The sequence below is a fragment of the uncultured Butyricimonas sp. genome, from assembly GCF_959596855.1.
GTDB classification, from domain to species: domain Bacteria; phylum Bacteroidota; class Bacteroidia; order Bacteroidales; family Marinifilaceae; genus Butyricimonas; species Butyricimonas muris.
The window spans coordinates 73175-94025 of the sequence record NZ_CAUFYA010000004.1 but is presented as its reverse complement, the minus strand read 5'-3'; the positions used below and the strand labels follow the sequence as shown (position 1 = coordinate 94025).

Genomic DNA, 20851 nt, shown 5'->3' with positions numbered 1-20851 from the left:
TTGATCATACCGTGAACACGGGAATTCTACATGAAAAATCAACGACTTAAATCTTTCTTTTTTTCAAACATTTTTTGCATGATTCGGTCATATTCCATATCATCCAATTCCACTTCCAACATGACTTTCCGTTTGGAAGAAGTCGTTTGTAACTCATTCACACGGTCTGCACCAATAACTTTATTCTCCTCTCCTAAACACTCCGAAAATACGCGAAACAGATCGACATTCAACACCATGCAAATTTGATACAACAGATGTGTATCAATTGATTGACGCTTGAAAAGATTGTACACAACTGTCCTCTCCTTATTAATCATCCGAGCGAATTGACTGATACTCAAACCACTCTTCTCAAATTCTTGCCTTATTATCTCTCCTATATCTAATTTCATGGAATAAAAATACGAGAATTATACAGACAAAAGAACCGCCATCTGTATTATATAATCACAAAAATGTTGCACAATTCTTGCATAAGTAAATTTTATACCATACTTTTGTAAAGTTAATACAACAATTCACTTGTTATTGTATAAATAAACCTATAGAATTATTCAATGTTTAATAAAAAAAGTGTTATGAGAAAAATTGGTTTACTAGTTGTTTTAATAACTATGGTAATGTTCTCTTGCGTGGACGACAAAGAATCTGCAACAGTTGAACAAATGCGTACGGCAAAAACTGCATGGTTGCAAGCTCAAGCCGAAATGATAAAAGCACAAGGCGAAGCCCAAAAGATTTTAGCCGAAACAGAGAAATTAAAAGCGGAAAATGACGCCAAAAACGAGGCTGCACGTATCGAAATAGAGAAATTGAAAGCCCAAGCTGAAGCCGCGAAGACCGAAGCCGAGGCTGAACAAATCCGTGCAGAAATCGAGAGAATCAACCAAGAAGTGGAGCAAGCTCGTTTGGAATTCGAATACCAACAACGGTTGAACGAACTGGAATACCAAGTAGCCGAGGCAAAAGCCGCCTACAAATTACAAGAATTCCAAAACAAATTAAACCAAGCTATCATCGATGGCAAATTAAACTCGGGACTTATTGAAGTGTACAATCAATACACTTCAGCATTAAATAAGTTGCGCGGTGCAGAACTTAAAGTTTCCCAAAAACAACAGGAAATTGCCACGAAAGAGAAAACGATTAACAGCGGTTATGATGGCTACGTGAAAGGGCTGCAAACAGAAATTGCCACAGCACAAAAAAATATCGAGGAGGCTAAAGCAGCACTGGAAACATGGATGGAAAACAACACAGATGTGACTAAAGACGAAGCATCTAAAAAAGTTGAAGAATTAAACGCCCAAAAAGAAGCGTTGGATAAAAAATACAGCGATTTAACCTTAAAATTAATCGACTTACAAGCCGACCAAAGCAAATTGCTTGCAGCGCTAGATGCAGCTAAAAAAAATCAAAGCAACGCTAACAATGCAAAAAACAAAGCTGGAGAAGAGCTAGAAAAGGCAACCCAAGCGTACGAGGATGCTGAAAATGGTCTAAATTCAGCTAAACAAGATATCATCAACGAGTTCCCGGAATTTGAATACGGGGTTACTACCAATATCGAGAAAAAACAAGCAGAGTTAGAAAAAGCAACCGCCGAAACGGCAAAAACATTAGCAGAAGCAAAGGTTGCTTTAGAAAAAGCAAAGACCAGTATTCCGGAATTATTCGCCACCAAAGAAAATGCTGAAAAAGCTGTTGAACCTATTCAAAAGGAAGCAGAAAGATTGACAAAAGAATTAGCTGAAGCAACGGAGGAAAAAGCTGTTTGCGAGGGGAAACAAGCTGCATTGAAAGAAAAAATGGAAACAGAAAAAGGCGTGTATGACAACCATCTCGCCGAAGTAAAACGGCTAACCGAGCTTTTAAAAGACGAGTCATTAAGTGCCGATGAAATCGCCGGATACCAAAGAGAGTTAAAAATCGCAGAGGAACTGGCAGCTGAAACAAAAATAACTTACGATGCCGCTAAAAAAGCACACGACGACAACGAAGCCGCACTCAAAGAAGCAAAAGATAGCATCGAAGAGTTAAATAAAGAAATCGAGAAAAATGCAAAAACTTTAGCTGAAGCAGTGGTTGCAATGGAAAAAGCCGAAAAGACTTACAACGACACGATGGAAGCCGTGAAAGAGGGCGGTGAATTGCAAAACAAGATCGCAATAGCGGAAAGTAACGCTAATAACGCAGAAGAAGCTGAAGCTAATTTCAAAGAGAGACTAGAGGCTGCCAACAAAACTCTTACCGATTTCTTAGCTGATAAAGAAAAAGCAGAGAAAGCTTTTGCCACTGCCGAAGAAACTTTGGAAGCATCCGTAAAAGCTGTTGAAGATGCAGAAAAAGCAATAGAAGATTCTGAATACTCGGCTATCAAGAAAGAAAGAGAGAACATCGAGAGTGAAAAAGCTGTTTACGATGCCTTAATCACTAAATACGAGGAGTTAATCAATGATGGTTCTCTGACAGAGTACAAGGAAAGTATCGAAGCTAAAATCAAAGAGTGTAACGAAAATATCGCCACATACACTGAAACCATTGAGGAAAATCAAGCCCTAATCAAAGAATTCGAAGCAGCAGAAGAGGCTGAGAAAGACGAAATCGTTAATAGAGGTCATGAAACCTTGAGGAATGAAATTGCAATACTTGAACAAGAAATCAAGAACCTGCAAGAAATCATCGTATATAACCAAGCAGAAGTTGACCGTTTGAAAGGAGTTATCGACTCTTTGGAAGAAGCTGAATAAAAATACTGACGAACACATCATCGGGCGTTAATCGCCCGATGAAAACAAACACTATTCTAATATGTTAAAAAGAGTATTGACAATTGCCATCATCATGACGGGTTCGGTTCTGCTGGCGAATGCACAAGAGAAGCAAGAAGATGTCACCCCGAAGAAAGGAGACAAGGCAGTTTCCTTGAACTTGGGCGTGGGTTCTTTTGTCGGCATGGAAGCCCCGGCTCCGAATCTAAGCAGCTACAATATCTCTGCACCTCAAACCAGCTGGTTTGACAAACAGCTATCCTTGAACTTCGAGTTCAAATGGATGTTTGCAGAGAAATGGGCATTGAAAGCGATGGGAGGATTCTCATTCAAAAACAACCCCGAGTACAAAGCCGTTCCCGGCAGTAGCACCGAGGGAAAATTTGAAGAAGGGGACGTCCCGGATTACAAATTCGTAACCTCGAAAGATAATTTGAAATATTCCGTGGTACTCGGGGCTGAACGTTACGTGAAAACCAAATACAATAAGTTATTTTTCCGCTACGGGGGTGAGTTCGGGTTTTCCTACGGACGCCAAACGGCAAAAGCCGACGACGAATCTTACTTGGGTAAATCCGTCGGGGAAGCATTCGGCTACCGGGTAGCCGGGGTGACCGGCTTCGATTATTTCGTTTCGAAAGCATTTTTCATTTCAATCGAAATACGCCCGTTGGCATACGACTACACGGTGTACAATATTCGCCCGCAAGTCGGATTAAAACTTCTATCTTCAGACAGACACGGTATCGACTTTTTGTCTAACCCAATGTTGAAAATCGGATTCCGATTCTAACAAATTATATTGCAACCAGAACGTACGGGAGTCTTTCCCGGGAGTAGCAGAGGATGTTTTGACACATCCTCGCTCTTTTATATAAAATATAGCTGACAAAAGATTTTTTACAGGGAAAAGAGTAATATTAATCTGACACGATACAGGCGGCAGAGTCACCATTTCGCAAACGAAATTCCCCAAAGCGATTATGTAGAATATTATTTGTATTTCTAAATTAAATGTTATAATTTTGCGTCGTACGAGTGTTTAGCCTAGTTTTGAAAATATCATGTATCGGATTCCTTTCGAAAAGCCAAGTAGAAAGAGGTATTCATACATTTAAAATATTTGAAAATGCAACCAGCTCGGAGAGGCCGGACAACTCTTCGAGATATTGAAAGGGATACCGAGTGTATCCCTTTCTCCTTTTTTCTCCCGCCGTGCATAATTATTTTCAGCTTTTGCATAATTATAGTGGTGATTTATAAGGTTTATCATTCATTATATCGTATTTTTGTCATGTAATCAAAAAAACCAATTTATGTCTAAGATTGTTGAGGTAAATGTTCAATCCGAAATCGGAAAACTGAATGGAGTTATCCTCCATACACCAGGCGAGGAGGTAGAAAACATGACTCCTGAAAACGCTGAGAGAGCGCTCTACAGCGATATTTTAAATCTATCAATTGCACGAAAAGAATACAAACAGCTCAGTGAAGTCTTGGGTAAGATCACGAAAACTTATCAAGTAAGAGACTTGCTGACGAACATTTTAAAGGACGATGCCATCAAGTTGGAAGTGCTCAACCGCATCGAAAAAATAGAACCTTTTATCGCGGAAGAAACACCCAAAGGTTCGATCAAGGATAAATTATTGGATGAAGATGCAGAAGATTTAGCCCGTTTACTCATCGAAGGGGTGGAAATGAAACGGGACACGTTGACCAAATTCCTGAATAAAGATTGGTATGACCTGCGTCCGTTGCATAATTTCTTCTTCACTCGCGATGCATCCATGAGCATGTATAACGAGGTACTCATCGGCCGCATGGCAAATGCAGTACGCGATCGTGAAGCCGTGATTATGCAGTCTATTTTTGATTTCACCCCCGGGTTCAAAACACGCACCCTTAATTTGAACACGACAAACGACCCCACCCGCAAATTAACAATCGAGGGAGGTGACGTTCTGATCGCTCGTGACGATATTTTAGTAATCGGTAACGGGGCACGTACCACCACTCGCGGTATCGATGCACTGATGTATAACTTCATCAACCGGAACGAAGATAAAGTACAACATATTCTGGTACAGGAATTACCCCATTCTCCAGAATCATTCATCCACTTGGATATGGTATTTACCTTCTTGGATAAAGACAAATGTATGGTTTACGAGCCCCTGATTATGAGCCCGGGCAACTACCAGACCGTGCATATCAAGATTCAACACGGCAAATTAATCAGTATCCGCAGGGAGAAAACCTTGCTACACGCGTTGAAAAAACTGGGAATGGACTTGGAGCCCGTGTATTGTGGCGGCGAGGACGAAACTTGGAACATGGAAAGAGAACAATGGCACAGTGGTGCAAACTTCTTCTGCGTGGCACCGGGTAAAGTCATCGGTTACGCTCGTAACAATTATACCGTGGAAGCCATGAGCAACGCCGGGTTCGAGATTATCCGCGCTTGTGACGTGATTAGCAATAAAGTAGATTTAAAGAACTACAACAAATACATGCTTACCATTGAAGGTTCGGAACTTCCCCGCGGAGGAGGAGGTGCCAGATGCATGACCATGCCGATCAACCGGGATGAAGTAGAGTGGTAAAGAAATGAAAAAAGCCTCCGAACGGAGGCTTTTTTCATTTCTCCCCGATATATAAACTGGCGATTCCGAACGTCAACCGTTGCTGAGAAACATTAGCATAGCCGGAACGACGCATGATTTCCAAGAACTTCTCTCCTTGAGGGAAAGCGAATACCGAAGCCGGCAAATACTCGTAAGCCTTCCGGTTACCGGAAATAATCCCTCCCACGAAAGGCAGTATATTTCTGAAATAAAAATTGTATAGCTGTTTCATAGGAAATCTTTCAGGCGTGGAAAATTCTAAAATAACCACCTTTCCCCCGGGACGCAACACCCGGCACATTTCCGTCAACCCCTGCTCCAAGTGCTCGAAGTTACGTACGCCGAAAGCCACTGTCACGGCATCAAAAGTATTATTCCCGAACGAAAGATTCTCACTATCCCCGTACTGGAAATCGAGTTGGTCTGCCAGTCCCTTGTTTTTCGCTTTCTCACGGGCAACAACCAACATATTCTCGGATATATCCGCCCCAATCACACGCTTCACGCCATGCTTCAACGCCTCGATAGAAAAATCACCCGTACCGCAAGCGATATCCAACACCAACTCTTTCCGCCCGGCTCCTACCACTTTCATCGCTTTTCTCCGCCAACGTTTATCAATCCCCATAGATAACAAGTGGTTCAACAAATCATACTTGGGCGCAATTCCGTTGAACATCTCCTGTACCTTTTCTTTCTTTGCCATTATTTTTTCATTTATTTCAACGGCGAAAATAATCAATTTTTAGCTTCTAAAACAATAACCGCCTGTATAACTCAAAACAAAACATGTATAAAGTACACACGAAAAAATCGTGAGAACCCTTTGCAGAGAGTCCTCACGACACGAAATATAAACTCAAATCAAAACCTCCGAAAGTATAGTTATTTGCTCGATGTACCGCTTTCCAGAATACTGACAATCGAGAACAGGGAAAAGCATATCGCTCCCAAACCGATCAGTACACGCGAAGGTACAAAGAAAGCGTTATCCAGTGACGCCTCTTCAAAAAGGAAGGCTCCCAAGAAAAGAGCAAACAAAGCTGTCATGACCGGAATCAAAGGTATCCGGTTCGCCAATTTACATTCTTGACGCCACACCTTTGCCAATAAAAGAACCTTACTGGAAATACTGAAACAAACCAGCCCGAGGCCAATCAAGATAAAACCGGTAGTATTCACGGGAGCCGCTGCAGCCAACAACTCTACAATTCCCCCTACAATACAGATAGTCCCCATGAAAAATACCAGTCTAGGCCAATTTTTTCTATCTTTTTCCCCGTAATCATTCCTGATCTGACGGGAAATACTTGCAACCAAACCAATCAGACTCGTGCATATACAAGCCAAGCCCGCCATGACACTCCCGGCAACCAGATGATCGCCCTCGGAAGCCCCGGACAATAAAACGATAGCCCATACCCATGCCACCAAAGCCAGCACGATAGTGATTCCAATCAGCGTGGATTCCGTCGTCGCTGAAAAACCTGCCGGGTTAATTTTATCACTCGTCCCGTGGGAATTTCCCGGAATTAATGTAAATTTAGTCGATGAAGTCGCCGCCGTAGAGATACAACCGGCGATTAATGCCACCCCGCAAATCACGTGCCCCGGCACGAACATATTCTGCGGTTCCGCCATGTTCAACAAAGTGATCCCCAAAATCATAGTACCCAAGGCAAACAAATACCCCATGGCAGGCAACAAATACTTCACCACGGGATTATACGTGTGGATCAACTGACGAATGATCGTGGCAGCCGTGGCATAAAGGGCTAAACAAAGAACTCCTAATGAAAACACGACCGGCCCTGCCACCCAACGAGCTTCATCATTCCCGTAACCGAAAATATACCCCCCGAAAAAGAAGCAAATCAACGCCATCAATAAGGGAATTAAACGAAACAAAACACTAATACCGTAATTCATAAGCAATTCATTTTAATACCTATGCATATACGGCGATTAACATATTCGGTTAACCCGTTTCTTTGAAAATTATATTAAAAAACCTAATCATTCAGTACCTTCCACAACATATCTTTCAACTCCGTGATGCCGTTTCCCGTGACGGAAGAAATAAAAACGTAAGGAATATCCGGCAAGTCCTGTTCTATTTCCGCCATGAGTTCCCGGTCTATGAAATCGGACTTCGTGATTGCCAGCAATCTTCTTTTATCCAACAATTCCGGATTAAATTGCTTCAACTCGTTCAGCAATATCCGGTACTCCTCGTGAATGTCCTTACTATCACACGGCACCATAAATAATAATACCGAATTTCGCTCGATATGACGCAAGAATCGCAATCCCAATCCTTTACCAAGGTGAGCCCCCTCAATGATACCGGGGATATCCGCCATAACAAAAGAACGATTATCCCGGTAATTCACGATTCCCAAGTTCGGTACCAACGTTGTAAAAGGATAATTGGCAATCTCCGGTTTCGCTGCCGACACCACGGACAACAAGGTCGATTTTCCGGCATTCGGGAATCCCACCAATCCCACGTCGGCAAGTACTTTCAACTCCATAATCACGGTACGCTCCACGCGCGGTTCCCCGGGTTGCGCGTAACGAGGTGTCTGATTCGTGGCAGAACGGAAATTCCAGTTTCCAAGACCACCTCGTCCTCCGCGAACGGCAATAGCCGTTTCACCGTCCCGGGTAATCTCACAAACCGTTTCACCCGTGTCCGCATCCCGAGCCACTGTCCCGAGAGGCACGTCCACGATTACATCTTCCCCGTCCGCCCCTGTGCACAAATTACCGCTTCCACTCTCCCCGTCGCCCGCGAACACGTGACGTTGGAATTTCAAGTGAATCAATGTCCAATAATTACGATTCCCACGCAAAATCACGTGACCGCCGCGTCCTCCATTTCCCCCGTCAGGCCCGCCTTTAGCGGAACGCTTATCCCGGTGCAAATGCATGGAGCCCGGTCCCCCGGCTCCGCTACGACAGAAAATTTTCACGTAATCGACAAAGTTCGTTGATGCCATCCTTTTTTATTTTAGATTTATGATTTATGATTTTAGATTCCAAATTAAAAATGACATCATTCACTCGTCATTTTCAATTTTCAATTTTCAACTTTCAATTGTATACAAGTCCGGCAGATTTCGTCCTAAACCGTCGTAATCCAAGCCTCGCCCAATCACAAAATCGTTTTCCAGACCTATACACGTGTAATCAAGAGTCAAGTCATACCTCAAAGCCCCCGGCTTATAAAACATAGCCGCAATCTTCACTTGTTTCGGGTTCCTCTCCTCCAACATACGCTTCAAGTATACCATAGACTCTCCCGAATCTACCATATCTTCCAGAACCACGACAGTACGTCCGGCAATATCTTCTTTCAAACCTATCAAGTTCTGCACGTTTCCGGAAGAAGCAAGCCCGTCATACGAGGCAATCTTCACGAAACTGATTTCTGTCCCTTCCACCGTGATTTTCTTCAGCAAATCGGACACGAACATAAAAGCCCCGTTCAGAACACCAATAAACAAGGGAGATTCCCCCGCCAAATCCTTATTCATTTGTCGGGCAACCCGGTCTATCGCCTGCTCAATCTCCTCTGCCCCGATCAATAACCGGAAATCCCGATCATGCAGTCTGATTGTTTTCATATCACAAATATTTCTCCCGAATGACTGTTTTCCGTCTTCGGACTCGTTTTTTTATTTAACTTTGCGCAAAAGTACAACTTTGAATTTAAAATCCGGTAAAAATATGGATCCAAAAGTAAGTATTATCATGGGTAGCACTTCTGATCTACCCGTTATGGAAAAAGCCGCGAAAGTATTGAATGACTTTTGCATACCTTTCGAAATCAATGCTCTTTCCGCTCACCGCACGCCGGCAGAAGTGGAAGCCTTCGCCAAAGGCGCTCGCGAACGGGGCATCGAAGTTATCATCGCCGGAGCCGGAATGGCAGCACACCTGCCGGGTGTTATCGCCGCCATGACTCCCGTCCCCGTTATCGGAGTACCCATCAATGCCTCCCTCGACGGTATGGACGCCCTCTTGGCTATCGCCCAAATGCCCCCGGGCATCCCTGTCGCCACCACAGCCATCAACGGAGCCATGAACGCCGGAATATTGGCAGCACAGATTCTTGCCGTGGGTGACAATGCATTAAAAGCGAAAATCGTTGATTTCAAAGAATCCTTGAAAAAGAAAATCGTTGACGCCAACAATGAACTGGCAAAAGTAAAATACGATTACAAGACGAATTAAGGAGGTGTGTTTTACACACCTCTAGTCTATAAAAGACGAACCTTCGGTTCATAAATACTCTTGACTTTATGACATGATGGACTTTATAGACCTTACAGACCAGAGGATGTGTTTTGCCACATCCTCTTATTAATCGTACTTGATAAAATTCACATTTTCCCCATTTTTATAAGTTATAACTTATAAATTTCATATCTTTGGATATGCGGCTCCAGAGTCGTCTTTCATACCAATAACCTAAACTTCCAAAGATGTGTAGAGCAGTACTTTTCTGTATATTTCTATTCATGCTCCCTGCCATTCTTCACTCGCAGGAAATCACGGATATAGAGAAATTATTGCAAGACAATGACGTGGAAGCTTCCGAAGCTTATTATGAAGATATCGTGGCAACCCTTTTGAATCTGTCCACAAACCCTATAAATATTAATTCCGTACCTTTCGACAGCCTGAAAATGCTCTTTTTCCTGTCAGATGCACAGATTGACAATTTACTGGAATTTCGGGAAAAGCATGGTGCTTTCATGCACCCGAACGAGATTCTATTGGTTACAGGTTTCGGCACTAGAGATTTAGAAAATATCAAACCCTTTATCCGCATCGGGGATTATACTCCCGGTACAACCCGCCTTCCCCGATTGCACCACGAGATACTGGCTCGCGTCAAAACCACACGCCCGAAACAAGCCGGTTACAAGCGATACAGCCGAGATGCATTCATTTATGAAAAAGATTACCTCACCAAAAAAAGAAACCGTTTCCAAGGTCCGCCCGTAAGCACCTTGTTAAAATACAAAGTTACCGCCGGAAACCGCTGGCAAGGGGGTATCACCCTCGAAAACGACGCGGGAGAGAATTATTTCACGAAAAACCAGAAAACCGGATTCGACTTTCTCTCCGCCCACCTCTGCTACACGCCCGGTAATACCATTCAAAAAATATGCGTCGGAGATTATAAAATACAATGGGGACAAGGATTAATCGCGTGGGGCGGATTCTCTACCGGCAAATCATCCGCTTCACTGAGTAACGAAAAATCAGGAAACGGCATCATGCCCTACTTCTCCACCGACGAGAATCGCTTTCTCCGGGGTGGCGCCATCAGCCTACAACCTTTTCGGGATATGACAACAGAAATATTCATCTCCTACAAAAAGACCGACGGCAACCCGCTCGCCACGGATACCCTCACCCCGGATGCCTTACGAACAGCCACACTCTATCAAACAGGTTATCACCGCAACGCACTGGAATCAGAGAAGAAACACACGCTGAAAGAATTTACGACCGGACTCTCCGCCCGCTTGAATCACCGCTACTTTCGAACGGGAATACAAATTCTATATTACAATTTCACCCCCGCTCTCGCCATCGGGAAATCCACTTACCAGCAATACAACGACCGGGGACGCCATCGCACCCTCATCAGCATCGACTATAAAACGGGAGCCCGCCACTGCTTTCTATTCGGGGAAATCGCCCGCGGCGACAATGGCTCATGGGCAACCATCAACGGATTGCGTTACACGGGTTTCCGCCCCGCGGCACTAAGCGTCATTTATCGCCGATACGATAAAGACTTCCGCTCCCATTATAACAGCGGATTCGCCGAATACTCGAATACCTCCAACGAAGAAGGCATATACGCGGGACTGGAATGTACACCTTTCCGCAACTTGAAACTTAACGCGTACTACGACCATTTCCGTTTCTTCGCACCCCGTTATCAAGCAACACTCCCCGGTTCCGGAAACGAGGTCACGGGTGAAGTCACCTACTCCCGTCCCCGCTGGGAATGTAACCTGCGTTTCAAACACGAGGGGAAACCGGAAGATTACAAAGCAGAAAAAATCATCTCCGTCATCCGGACAAAACAAGAATACAGACTCCAATTCTCCTGCTCTTTCATAGAGTGCTTGAAACTACAAAGCCGCGCCACCTATGTCCGCTACGCGAAGCAAGAGAAAAAAGAGTCCGGTTTTCTCGTTTATCAAGACATTGCCTATACATCCCGCGAAGAAAACGTTAAAGCCCAGTTTCGTTTGGCATACTTTGATACAGACAGCTACAATGCCCGCGTATACGCCTACGAACATAACGTACTTTACGGGTATTCTTTCCCGGCATACCAAGAACGGGGTGTACGTTCCTACTTGAATCTGAATTGGAAACCCGTCCGCCGCATCACGCTATACCTCAAAGCCGGCGTAATCTATTATCCGGACAAAACGATTATCAGCTCCTCTTTGACACAAGTGGACGACAACAAATTATTCGATTTTACTTTCCAAGTTCGAGTCAGAATATAACAAACCGGACTCACACCCCTGTATGTCTTCCCCTCAACACCCGTTCCACATCTTCCAACCCGTACCCCTTGGCAATCAACAACACAATATAGTGATACATCAAATCCGCCGCCTCGTTCAAGAACAATTCTTCGTTGTCATCCTTCGCTTCAATCACCAGTTCAACGGCTTCCTCTCCCACTTTTTGAGCGACTTTATTAATACCCTTGCCTATCAATCGTGCCGTGTACGATACCTCCGGGGAATCATTTTTACGTTTTCGCAAATATTGTTGCAAATAATGCAGAAAATCACTCTCCCGGTTAACCTCGCCCCAACACGTGTCGCTCCCCGTGTGACAAGTAGGTCCGGCAGGTATCGCTTTCACCAACAACGAGTCATTATCACAATCAGCGAGAATCTCTTTCACGTGCAAAAAATTACCGCTCTTCTCCCCCTTCGTCCACAAGCGTTGACGGGAACGACTGAAAAAACACACTTTACCCGAATCCAACGTTTTCGCGACAGACTCCGCGTTCATGTACCCTTGCATCAATACTACCCGGGTTTCGGCATCTTGCACGATTGCCGGAATCAACCCGTTCACATCAAATTTCAATTTTTCCAATGCTATCATCTCTCTTTTCATTTTTAACGTACAACAATTCCTTTCTCTTTCAAATAACACTTCAACTCCGGTATCCCGACCTGTCCGAAATGGAATACCCCTGCCGCTAGCACGGCATCCGCCCGCCCGCGAACAAACGCGTCATAAAAATCCTCCATACACCCCGCTCCCCCGGATGCGATAACCGGAACCCGCACCATTTCACCCAGTCGAGCCACGGCATCGCAAGCAAAACCTTGATGTGTCCCGTCATGGTCCATCGACGTGAACAAAATCTCACCCGCACCCCTCTCCTCTGCCTCCCGTGCCCACGAGAAAAGCTCCCGTTCCGTCGCCAAACGACCGCCATGACTATATACCTGCCAACCATCCGCCCCTTGTTTCGCGTCAATCGCCACCACCACACACTGTCGCCCGAATGCCTCCGATAACCGATTAATTAAACCGGGCTCAGTCAACACACTCGAATTTACAGACACCTTATCCGCACCTTTCCGCAACAACACCTCGACATCTTTTTCCGATGATATTCCTCCCCCCACGGTAAAAGGAATATTCACCGCACGAGCCACTCGTTCCACCCATTCCGCCATCGTCTTCCTCTTGTCACAACTCGCCGTTATATCCAAAAACACCAATTCATCCGCCCCCTCTTTCGAATAACGCTCAGCCAGCTCCACGATGTCCCCCGCATCTCGTAAATTCTCGAAATTCACCCCTTTTACCGTCCTCCCGTCTTTTACATCCAGACAGGGAATTATTCTCTTTGCTAAAAACATACCAATTTAAGATTTAAGATTTAAGATTTATGATTTATGATTCACGATTTATGATTTTTCCCACGAACTAATAATCGTAAATCGTAATTCATAAATCATAAATTAATTAGATTTTCCCTTCATACAACGCTTTCCCCACTATGACCTCTGTCACACCCGCACCTGCCAACGCCTTCACGTTTTCTTTTGAACTCACTCCCCCGGAAGCAATCACCGTCAATTCCGGGAAACGGGTCACCAACTCCCGGTACAAAGGCAATGCCACACCCGCCAACATCCCGTCCCGCTCTATATCCGTGCACATCAAATATTTCAACATGGGACGGTACCATTCTACCAATTCAAATACAGTTGTTTCCGTTCCGCGTTTCCACCCGTTGATATACACCCGCTCCCCGCGGACATCCGCACCTACAATCACCCGCTCCCGCCCGTATCGTTCCAACCACAGGGTAGTTTTCCGTCTATCCTGTTGTGCCATACTCCCCAAGCAAACAAATGAAGCCCCGGCATCAAACACCCGGCAAATATCATCCTCCCCTTTTATCCCACCACTAAAATCCACCCGTAAACGTGTATGCTTACATATTCTTTCCAGCACATCGACATTCACGACACGAGAAGCCGCCGCCCCGTCCAAATCCACGAGATGCAACCTCTCCATTCCCGCCGCTTCAAAACGTCGTGCAGCCTCCAACGGGTCATCATGATAAACCTTACTCCTGTCATAATCTCCCTGCATCAAGCGCACACACCTCCCCCCGATAATATCTATCGCCGGAATAATCGTTATCTCCTTTTCCATATCACTCACCATTTTAAAAAGTTCTCAAGTATTCGTACCCCCGTTTCAGCAGACTTCTCCGGATGAAATTGACATCCCCAGAAATTATCCTTCCGGATAGCGGCACTAAATTCCCGCTGATAATCACACGCCGCAATCGTATTTTCACACACGGGTACATAATAGGAATGCACGAAATAAACCCTCTCGCCCTCGTTCACTCCCGTAAACAACGGACTCCTCAACTCCCGAATCCCGTTCCATCCCATGTGCGGCACCTTGCTCTCGCTCCCGAATTTCCGCACCCGTACAGGAAAAATACCCAACCCGTCCGTGTTCCCCTCGTCCGAAGCCTCACACATCAATTGCATCCCCAAACATATCCCCAGCACCGGTACCCGCAATGATGATATTACCGTATCCAGTCCACCCTCTTTCAATTGCCGCATCGCGGCAGCAGCCTGCCCCACCCCCGGGAATATAACCTTATCCGCCGCCCGTATCACTTCCGCATCGGCACTACACGCTACCTCATATCCCAACCGCCGCACCGCCGTTTCCACCGAGAATAAATTTCCCGCACCGTATTCTATGATAACAACCTTTCCCATTTAAGATTTAAGATTTAAGATTTACGATTTATGATTAAAATATTAGTTCATGAAAAATTGAGAAATTCCTCAATCAAAAATCTTCAATCATAAATCATCAATTAATCAGTCTATTAAACTCTTCGTCGATGGCAACTCTCCCCCGTCCTTCTGTTCCACCGCCACACGCAAGCAACGCCCGAAAGCCTTAAAAATAGCCTCTATCGTGTGATGTGTATTCTCTCCCTTCGCCGTCACATGCAGGTTACACTTTGCCGTCTGGCAAAAGGAAGCGAAAAAGTGTTTGGTCATCTCTGTCGGGAAATCCCCCACGTACTCCCGGGTAAACGTCGCATTCCATTCCAACCACCCCCGTCCCCCGAAATCAAGCAACACCTCCGCTTTCGCCTCATCCATGGGTAAAGCAAAACCGTACCGCCCAATCCCCTTCTTACTCCCCAACGCCTCGGCAAAACAACTCCCTAGCACGATAGCCGTATCCTCTATCGTGTGATGTTCATCGACCTGCAAGTCCCCCTTCACGGCAACAACCAAATCAATTTCCCCGTGGCGTGCAATCTGTTCCAACATATGGTCGAAAAAAGCCAATCCCGTCCGTACGTCCCCTTCTCCCGAACCATTCAGGTCAAGCGCAACCTTCACGTCCGTTTCTGCGGTCTTTCTTTCTTTTACTGCCCGGCGGCTGCCTTTTTTCAAAAAACGAACAATCCTTCCCCAAGAACCAGTACACAAAGCCACGGGTAACCCCTCCGGGACCTCCTCGCCCAAATAAATTCCCCGTATCCCCATGTTTTTCGCCAACTGCATATCCGTCACCCTATCCCCTATCACGTAAGAATACTCTCGCTCCAACCCATCACCCAAATACTTCTCCACCATACCAATTCCCGGTTTTCGACAAGGGGAGCCCTCTTCCGGCATACTCTCGTCAATAAGAATCTCGTCAAACACCACGCCTTCACCCGCCAACGTCCGTAACATAAACTCATGGGGTGGCAAAAAAGCCTCCATCGGGAAACGCTCCGTCCCCAAGCCATCTTGGTTACTTACCATAACCAACCGATAATCCGTATCCCTCGCCAACTCCCGCAAAGCCCCGATAACTCCCGGCACGAATTCCAATTTCGACATATTATCCACTTGAAAATCACCGGGCGGTTCCTTGATAATCGTTCCATCCCTATCTATAAACAAAATCTTCTTCATACATCTTGTCATCTAAAATCCTTTAATACCCGAATCAATAAATCATTCTCCTCCCTCGTCCCAATCGTGACGCGTAAGCCCCCCTCCAACCGGGGCGGAATATGCCGCACCCGGACAACCAGCCCGTGAGCCAACAAATAATCATACACTTCCCGATAACGAGGCGTACACGCGAGTAAGAAATTCGCCTCCGAATCATACACCCGCTCAAAACACGCCATACCCCGCAATGCCACAAACACCCGCTCCCTCTCCCGTTTGATTTCCTCGACTCTCTCCCGGAACAAATCCACGTTCTTCAACGCCTCCAACGCCATTCGTTGCGTCACCGAACCGATATTATAAGGCGGCTTTACCTTATTCAGATACTTCACCAATCCCGGTTCCGCCATACATATCCCTACACGCAATCCCGCCAGTCCCCACGCTTTCGACAACGTCTGCAACACCACGACATTCGGGCACTCTCCCCGTAAACTTGTTGCCGACGGCACATCCGCGAAGTCGATATACGCCTCATCGACCACTACCAACCCGTCAAACCGCAACGCAACTCGCCGAATCTCATCCAAGGGAATGACATTCCCCACCGGATTATTCGGGGTACAAAAGAAAATAATCTTTGTCCGTTCATCCACCCGCTCAAAGATACGCTCCCATTCCGGCATAAAATCATCGTCCAGCACCAAGTTCCGCACCTCCGTGCCATTCACCCGGGCGCTCACCTCGTACATCGAATACCCCGGAGAAAACACGATTATATTATCCCGTCCCGGTACACAAACCGTCCGTATCAACATATCAATCAACTCGTCACTCCCGTTCCCCAACACCAACCGTGACACATCCCCCCCCTTCAACCGGGCAATCTGCTGTTTCAGTTCCCGCTGATACGGGTCCGGATAACGGTTATATTCCGACGCGAACGGATTCTCATTCGCGTCCAACAACACCGCCCCCGCTCCCTCGAACTCCCCGCGGGCACAAGAGTACGCCTCCAGTTCCCGTATATTCTCTCTTACCAAATTCTCAAACTCCATTTTCATGTTTGTTTATAAAGTTTATAATGTTCGTAAAGTTTATAAAGTATTCCGGCAGCCTCGCTGCCGAGAACAAAGTCCCCATACAGCCCATAAACCTCATAAATCTTATGAACTTTATGAACCTTATGAACTTTATAAACCTTACAAACTTTCAACTCGAACCCTTACCGCATTCCCGTGCGCCGTCAAATTCTCGTTATCAGCCATCATCTCTATCGTCTTCCCCAGATAAGCCAATCCCTCCGGGCGAATCTCTTGAAAACTAATCTTCTTCATAAAAGAATCTACCCCGACACCGCTATACGCCCGTGCATACCCGTTCGTCGGCAACGTGTGATTCGTCCCCGAAGCATAATCCCCCGCGCTCTCCGTCGAATAATTTCCCAAGAAAACAGAACCGGCATTCCGTATCCGCGGCACCCACGCCATGTAATCCTCCACGCACAACATCAAGTGTTCCGGGGCATAAAGATTCGCCATCTCCACGCACTCCTCCCGACTATTCAACACCACGTACTTCGAGCATTTCAACGCCATTTCCGCTATCGATTTGCGAGGCAATCTATCCAATTGCTCCCGCAACTCTCTTTCCACCTCTTCCACCAACCTCTCCACGCAAGTAACAAGCACCACCTGACTATCCGGACCGTGTTCCGCCTGTGATAACAAATCTGCCGCCACAAAACGGGGACAGGCAGTTCCATCCGCCACAATCATTAATTCCGACGGACCAGCCGGCATATCAATCGCCACCCCGTAACGCCCGACCATTTGTTTAGCCGCCGTCACGAAACGATTGCCCGGTCCGAAAATCTTATCTACCCGGGGTATCGTCCCCGTCCCCAACGTCAAAGCGGCAATCGCCTGAATCCCCCCAACTTTATATACCCGACTCACGCCACAAAGTTTCGCCGTCCACAAAATCACCGGATTCACCCGTCCATCCTGTCCCGGAGGCGTACAAATCACAACCTCCCGACATCCGGCAATACGTGCGGGTATAGCCAACATCAACACGGTCGAGAACAACGGCGCACTTCCTCCCGGCACATACAACCCCACGCGTTCAATCGCTCTCGCCTCCTGCCAACAACGGAAACCATTCGCGTTCACGTATTCATTAATACCCGGTAGCTGCACCTCGTGAAACCGTTCTATATTCTCCTTCGCCAGCCCAATAGCCTCTTTCAAATCCGCAGCTACCTCCCGGTCAGCAACTTCAAACTCTTCGTTCGTTACCTCAAAATCAGCCATCTTCACCCTATCGAAATACCACGTGTACTTCTTCAACGCCTCATCCCCATCACGAGCCACCTCATCAAACACAGCCCGACACACCTTTTCCAAATCCTCGCCCTTATTTACCGGACGTTCCAATATCTTCGCCCAATCTTCTCTTTTCGGATATAATATCTTATTCATAACCTTATTACATTAATTTTACTCAATCATTTTTTCAATCGGCACCACCAGTATCCCCTCCGCTCCCGCGGCACGCAAAGCTCCTATCGACTCCCAAAACCGATTCTCGTTCACCACCGAATGAAGCGAGTACCACCCCTTCATCCTCAACGGCATCACGGTCGGACTTTTCACCCCCGGCAACACCCTGCAAATCTCTTCCAACTTATCCTCCGGAGCGTTCAACAAAATATACTTGTTACATTTCGCCGCCAACACCGCTTTAATCCGAAACATCAATTGCTCCAACAACGTCCGTTTCTCCTCGTCCAAATTCGGGTTCGCCACCAAAACAGCAGTAGACTTAAACAACGTGTAAACCTCCGTCAACCCGTTTTTGAAAAGCGTACTCCCCGAACTCACGATATCACAAATCGCATCCGCCAACCCAATCCCCGGCGCAATCTCCACCGACCCTGTAATCACGTGAGCCTCTGCCTGTATGTTATTCTGCTGTAAAAAATCATTCAATGTATTCGGGTACGACGTCGCAATCTTCTTCCCCTGCAACCACTCCAATCCCGTAAACTCCTCCGACTTCGGAATCGCTATCGACACCCGACATCCGGAAAAGCCCAAATCCAACAACTTCAATACATTCGCCCGTTTCTCTATTATCGTGTTCTCCCCGATAATCGCCACGTCAACCACCCCATCCTCCACGTAATGAGGAATATCCGAATTTCGTAAATAAAGCACCTCCAACGGGAAATTGGAGGCCTGTGCCATCAACTGCTCTTTCCCGTTATTAATAGAAATACCACACTCTTTCAACAACTCGAGGGAATCCTCGTTCAAACGTCCTGACTTCTGAATTGCGACTTTCAATTTTACCATCTTCATTTGATTTTATCGTCGCTCTGAATCCGGAAAGGCTATTTATGATATCGAAAAAAACAAAACGAGCCCGCCTGATTCAGGCGAGCTCGTTTATACTTTCTTTATCTCTAATTACAGCACAACAGCATCATCTCACCTGAAAACAGTGATGGCAATGATGATGCATATGATGTAACGTACTATTCATATTTTTGTCTTTTTCGTGCTGCAAATATAAGAACTAAAAATTATTCCGCAAATTTCTGCATGAATTTTTCAACTGACTGAGGCAATACCATTGCTGCTGGTGCAGGAGCTTCTTCTACATAAGGAACTAGATGCAAACCGATTTCGGTTTCATTGCTATTCTCAATAAGAGGTACAATCATACCTACTAAAGAACTTACCAATTCTTTCATATCACCTAACTGCTCCCCAAAAGTTTCTAACAAAGAAGGTAGCATTTTCACGACAGGTAGCATCATTTCTTTATTTACATATACATCAACACCATCATCCGTCTTTCTCATCAACAAAGGTAATCCCTCATTTGCTGCAGCAGCCAATTGAAGCAAAGGATTTACCGACTCTGAACGCCCAACATTAGATTGCTTAGGAGAAGTCGCATCAGCAATAATTCCATTAATATTTAAAGCAATGTACAATTTATTATCTACAACATTATGTAGCGCCATTCCTTTTGGAGAATCACCAAATTTTGGATCAGTAAACAATTTATCCACATCTTGAATATAAGATGCAATAACATTACCATCTTCTTCCAAAGAAAGAGATTGTAATAACTTAGGTAAAATCCAATTAACCAATCCACTCATTTGTTCCACAAATTCATCTACCGGAATTGCATCCTCACCTGAACCAATCTCTTTTTGATCTGTTTCTACATTAAAAATAAAAGACTTAATACCCCATTTAGCTGTCATTGAAGATTTCATCTTCGCAGTCAAATTCAGACCTAATTTATTTCCATCAATTACTCCTTCAAGAACTACGTCTCGATTCGCATTAGAATTGGAACCAACAATTTCACTTCCTGTCCGAGTAACAGCAAACACTGTTTCAGCCTCTCCCGGCAATGCTTTTTTCACTGTCAAAACTGCACCATCCAAAACAGCCTCTTTACCCGAAAGAACAAAATCACCAAGAGAAAGAGATAAATTTTCTCCGTTGTAAGTTACTGCTTTCTTATCATCATCGTCATCACTACAAGCAGTAAATAATGCCATCCCTAAAATCAACAACCATAAAAACCGATTTTTCATACTTCATTAAATATTAATTAGACATCTTTTTATAACCAAACGTGCTATCAACAAACCTTCGTTTATTACGCCACGTAGCTATTTACCCAGCAAAAAACGTGCAATTTTAATCAGAAGTTACAAGTGATTTGCAATTTTAACACTTCAAGATTCACAGATGTTTAATTATCACCTCTTTAAAAATTTAAAAATTCAACAAATTATAGCCATATAGTGCCATACTTCTTTTTGATTTTACTTGAAAAATATTTATTCATACGCTATTAATAAACGAAGGTTTATTGATATTACACAAATTTGATTATAAAA

Annotated in this window: 19 protein-coding genes; 5 read left to right on the top strand and 14 right to left on the bottom strand. The window is 45.1% G+C overall.

Going from position 1 to position 20851, the window contains the following annotated elements; genetic code table 11:
• Positions 1 to 38 precede the first annotated feature (38 nt).
• Positions 39 to 395 carry a helix-turn-helix transcriptional regulator gene (locus Q5866_RS03095; protein WP_176555135.1) on the bottom strand — a complete coding sequence of 119 codons (357 nt, stop codon included), beginning with the start codon at positions 393 to 395 and terminating at the stop codon, positions 39 to 41.
• Positions 396 to 581: 186 nt separating this feature from the next.
• Between Q5866_RS03095 and Q5866_RS03090 the strand changes: the two genes are divergently transcribed.
• The 3 genes from Q5866_RS03090 to Q5866_RS03080 all read left to right on the top strand — a co-directional run bounded on the left by Q5866_RS03090 (position 582) and on the right by Q5866_RS03080 (position 5380).
• Positions 582 to 2753, top strand: coding sequence for a hypothetical protein (locus tag Q5866_RS03090; protein ID WP_186976265.1), 2172 nt, complete (start codon positions 582 to 584; stop codon positions 2751 to 2753).
• 61 nt (positions 2754 to 2814) lie between these two features.
• The gene (locus tag Q5866_RS03085) at positions 2815 to 3567 is read left to right on the top strand and encodes a BT1926 family outer membrane beta-barrel protein (protein ID WP_099293748.1); all 753 of its coding nucleotides are present in this window, start codon (positions 2815 to 2817) and stop codon (positions 3565 to 3567) included.
• Positions 3568 to 4090: 523 nt separating this feature from the next.
• Positions 4091 to 5380, top strand: coding sequence for an arginine deiminase family protein (locus tag Q5866_RS03080; protein ID WP_099293750.1), 1290 nt, complete (start codon positions 4091 to 4093; stop codon positions 5378 to 5380).
• Positions 5381 to 5414: 34 nt separating this feature from the next.
• On the opposite strand, the gene ubiE is transcribed toward Q5866_RS03080, so the two are convergent.
• The 4 genes from ubiE to Q5866_RS03060 form a co-directional block, all read right to left on the bottom strand.
• Entirely contained in the window at positions 5415 to 6107 is a 693-nt protein-coding gene (ubiE, locus tag Q5866_RS03075) for a bifunctional demethylmenaquinone methyltransferase/2-methoxy-6-polyprenyl-1,4-benzoquinol methylase UbiE (protein ID WP_303178708.1), read from the bottom strand.
• Between the two features lie 179 nt (positions 6108 to 6286).
• Positions 6287 to 7330 carry a DUF2776 family protein gene (locus Q5866_RS03070; protein ID WP_303178706.1) on the bottom strand — a complete coding sequence of 348 codons (1044 nt, stop codon included), beginning with the start codon at positions 7328 to 7330 and terminating at the stop codon, positions 6287 to 6289.
• Positions 7331 to 7413: 83 nt separating this feature from the next.
• On the bottom strand, positions 7414 to 8403 hold the full coding sequence (gene obgE, locus Q5866_RS03065) for a GTPase ObgE (protein ID WP_303178704.1): 990 nt from the start codon (positions 8401 to 8403) through the stop codon (positions 7414 to 7416).
• Positions 8404 to 8490: 87 nt separating this feature from the next.
• On the bottom strand, positions 8491 to 9030 hold the full coding sequence (locus Q5866_RS03060) for a phosphoribosyltransferase (protein WP_303178702.1): 540 nt from the start codon (positions 9028 to 9030) through the stop codon (positions 8491 to 8493).
• A gap of 103 nt (positions 9031 to 9133) precedes the next feature.
• On the opposite strand from Q5866_RS03060, the gene purE reads away from it, so the two are divergent.
• Both purE and Q5866_RS03050 read left to right on the top strand, forming a co-directional pair.
• The gene (gene purE, locus Q5866_RS03055; protein ID WP_099293760.1) at positions 9134 to 9640 is read left to right on the top strand and encodes a 5-(carboxyamino)imidazole ribonucleotide mutase; all 507 of its coding nucleotides are present in this window, start codon (positions 9134 to 9136) and stop codon (positions 9638 to 9640) included.
• 251 nt (positions 9641 to 9891) lie between these two features.
• Positions 9892 to 11949 carry a helix-hairpin-helix domain-containing protein gene (locus tag Q5866_RS03050; RefSeq protein ID WP_303178700.1) on the top strand — a complete coding sequence of 686 codons (2058 nt, stop codon included), beginning with the start codon at positions 9892 to 9894 and terminating at the stop codon, positions 11947 to 11949.
• 10 nt (positions 11950 to 11959) lie between these two features.
• Here Q5866_RS03050 and hisIE read toward each other — a convergent pair whose 3' ends face one another.
• The 9 genes from hisIE to Q5866_RS03005 form a co-directional block, all read right to left on the bottom strand.
• Positions 11960 to 12565: a bifunctional phosphoribosyl-AMP cyclohydrolase/phosphoribosyl-ATP diphosphatase HisIE gene (gene hisIE / locus Q5866_RS03045; RefSeq protein WP_227215947.1), complete on the bottom strand. Its 606-nt coding sequence runs from the start codon at positions 12563 to 12565 to the stop codon at positions 11960 to 11962.
• A gap of 14 nt (positions 12566 to 12579) precedes the next feature.
• Positions 12580 to 13335 carry an imidazole glycerol phosphate synthase subunit HisF gene (gene hisF / locus Q5866_RS03040; protein ID WP_303178697.1) on the bottom strand — a complete coding sequence of 252 codons (756 nt, stop codon included), beginning with the start codon at positions 13333 to 13335 and terminating at the stop codon, positions 12580 to 12582.
• 106 nt (positions 13336 to 13441) lie between these two features.
• The gene (hisA, locus tag Q5866_RS03035; RefSeq protein ID WP_255302080.1) at positions 13442 to 14140 is read right to left on the bottom strand and encodes a 1-(5-phosphoribosyl)-5-[(5-phosphoribosylamino)methylideneamino]imidazole-4-carboxamide isomerase; all 699 of its coding nucleotides are present in this window, start codon (positions 14138 to 14140) and stop codon (positions 13442 to 13444) included.
• A 5-nt stretch (positions 14141 to 14145) separates the two neighbouring features.
• Entirely contained in the window at positions 14146 to 14730 is a 585-nt protein-coding gene (gene hisH, locus Q5866_RS03030; RefSeq protein WP_099293770.1) for an imidazole glycerol phosphate synthase subunit HisH, read from the bottom strand.
• Positions 14731 to 14835: 105 nt separating this feature from the next.
• The gene (gene hisB, locus Q5866_RS03025) at positions 14836 to 15936 is read right to left on the bottom strand and encodes a bifunctional histidinol-phosphatase/imidazoleglycerol-phosphate dehydratase HisB (protein ID WP_099294703.1); all 1101 of its coding nucleotides are present in this window, start codon (positions 15934 to 15936) and stop codon (positions 14836 to 14838) included.
• Positions 15937 to 15944: 8 nt separating this feature from the next.
• A complete protein-coding gene (gene hisC / locus Q5866_RS03020; protein ID WP_255302081.1) occupies positions 15945 to 16976 on the bottom strand; it encodes a histidinol-phosphate transaminase in 1032 nt (343 codons plus the stop codon).
• 144 nt (positions 16977 to 17120) lie between these two features.
• Positions 17121 to 18401, bottom strand: a complete 1281-nt coding sequence (hisD, locus tag Q5866_RS03015; RefSeq protein ID WP_303178693.1) for a histidinol dehydrogenase — start codon at positions 18399 to 18401, stop codon at positions 17121 to 17123.
• A gap of 18 nt (positions 18402 to 18419) precedes the next feature.
• The gene (hisG, locus tag Q5866_RS03010; RefSeq protein WP_292266125.1) at positions 18420 to 19277 is read right to left on the bottom strand and encodes an ATP phosphoribosyltransferase; all 858 of its coding nucleotides are present in this window, start codon (positions 19275 to 19277) and stop codon (positions 18420 to 18422) included.
• Between the two features lie 230 nt (positions 19278 to 19507).
• Positions 19508 to 20542, bottom strand: a complete 1035-nt coding sequence (locus Q5866_RS03005; protein ID WP_303178689.1) for a hypothetical protein — start codon at positions 20540 to 20542, stop codon at positions 19508 to 19510.
• Positions 20543 to 20851: the final 309 nt, after the last annotated feature.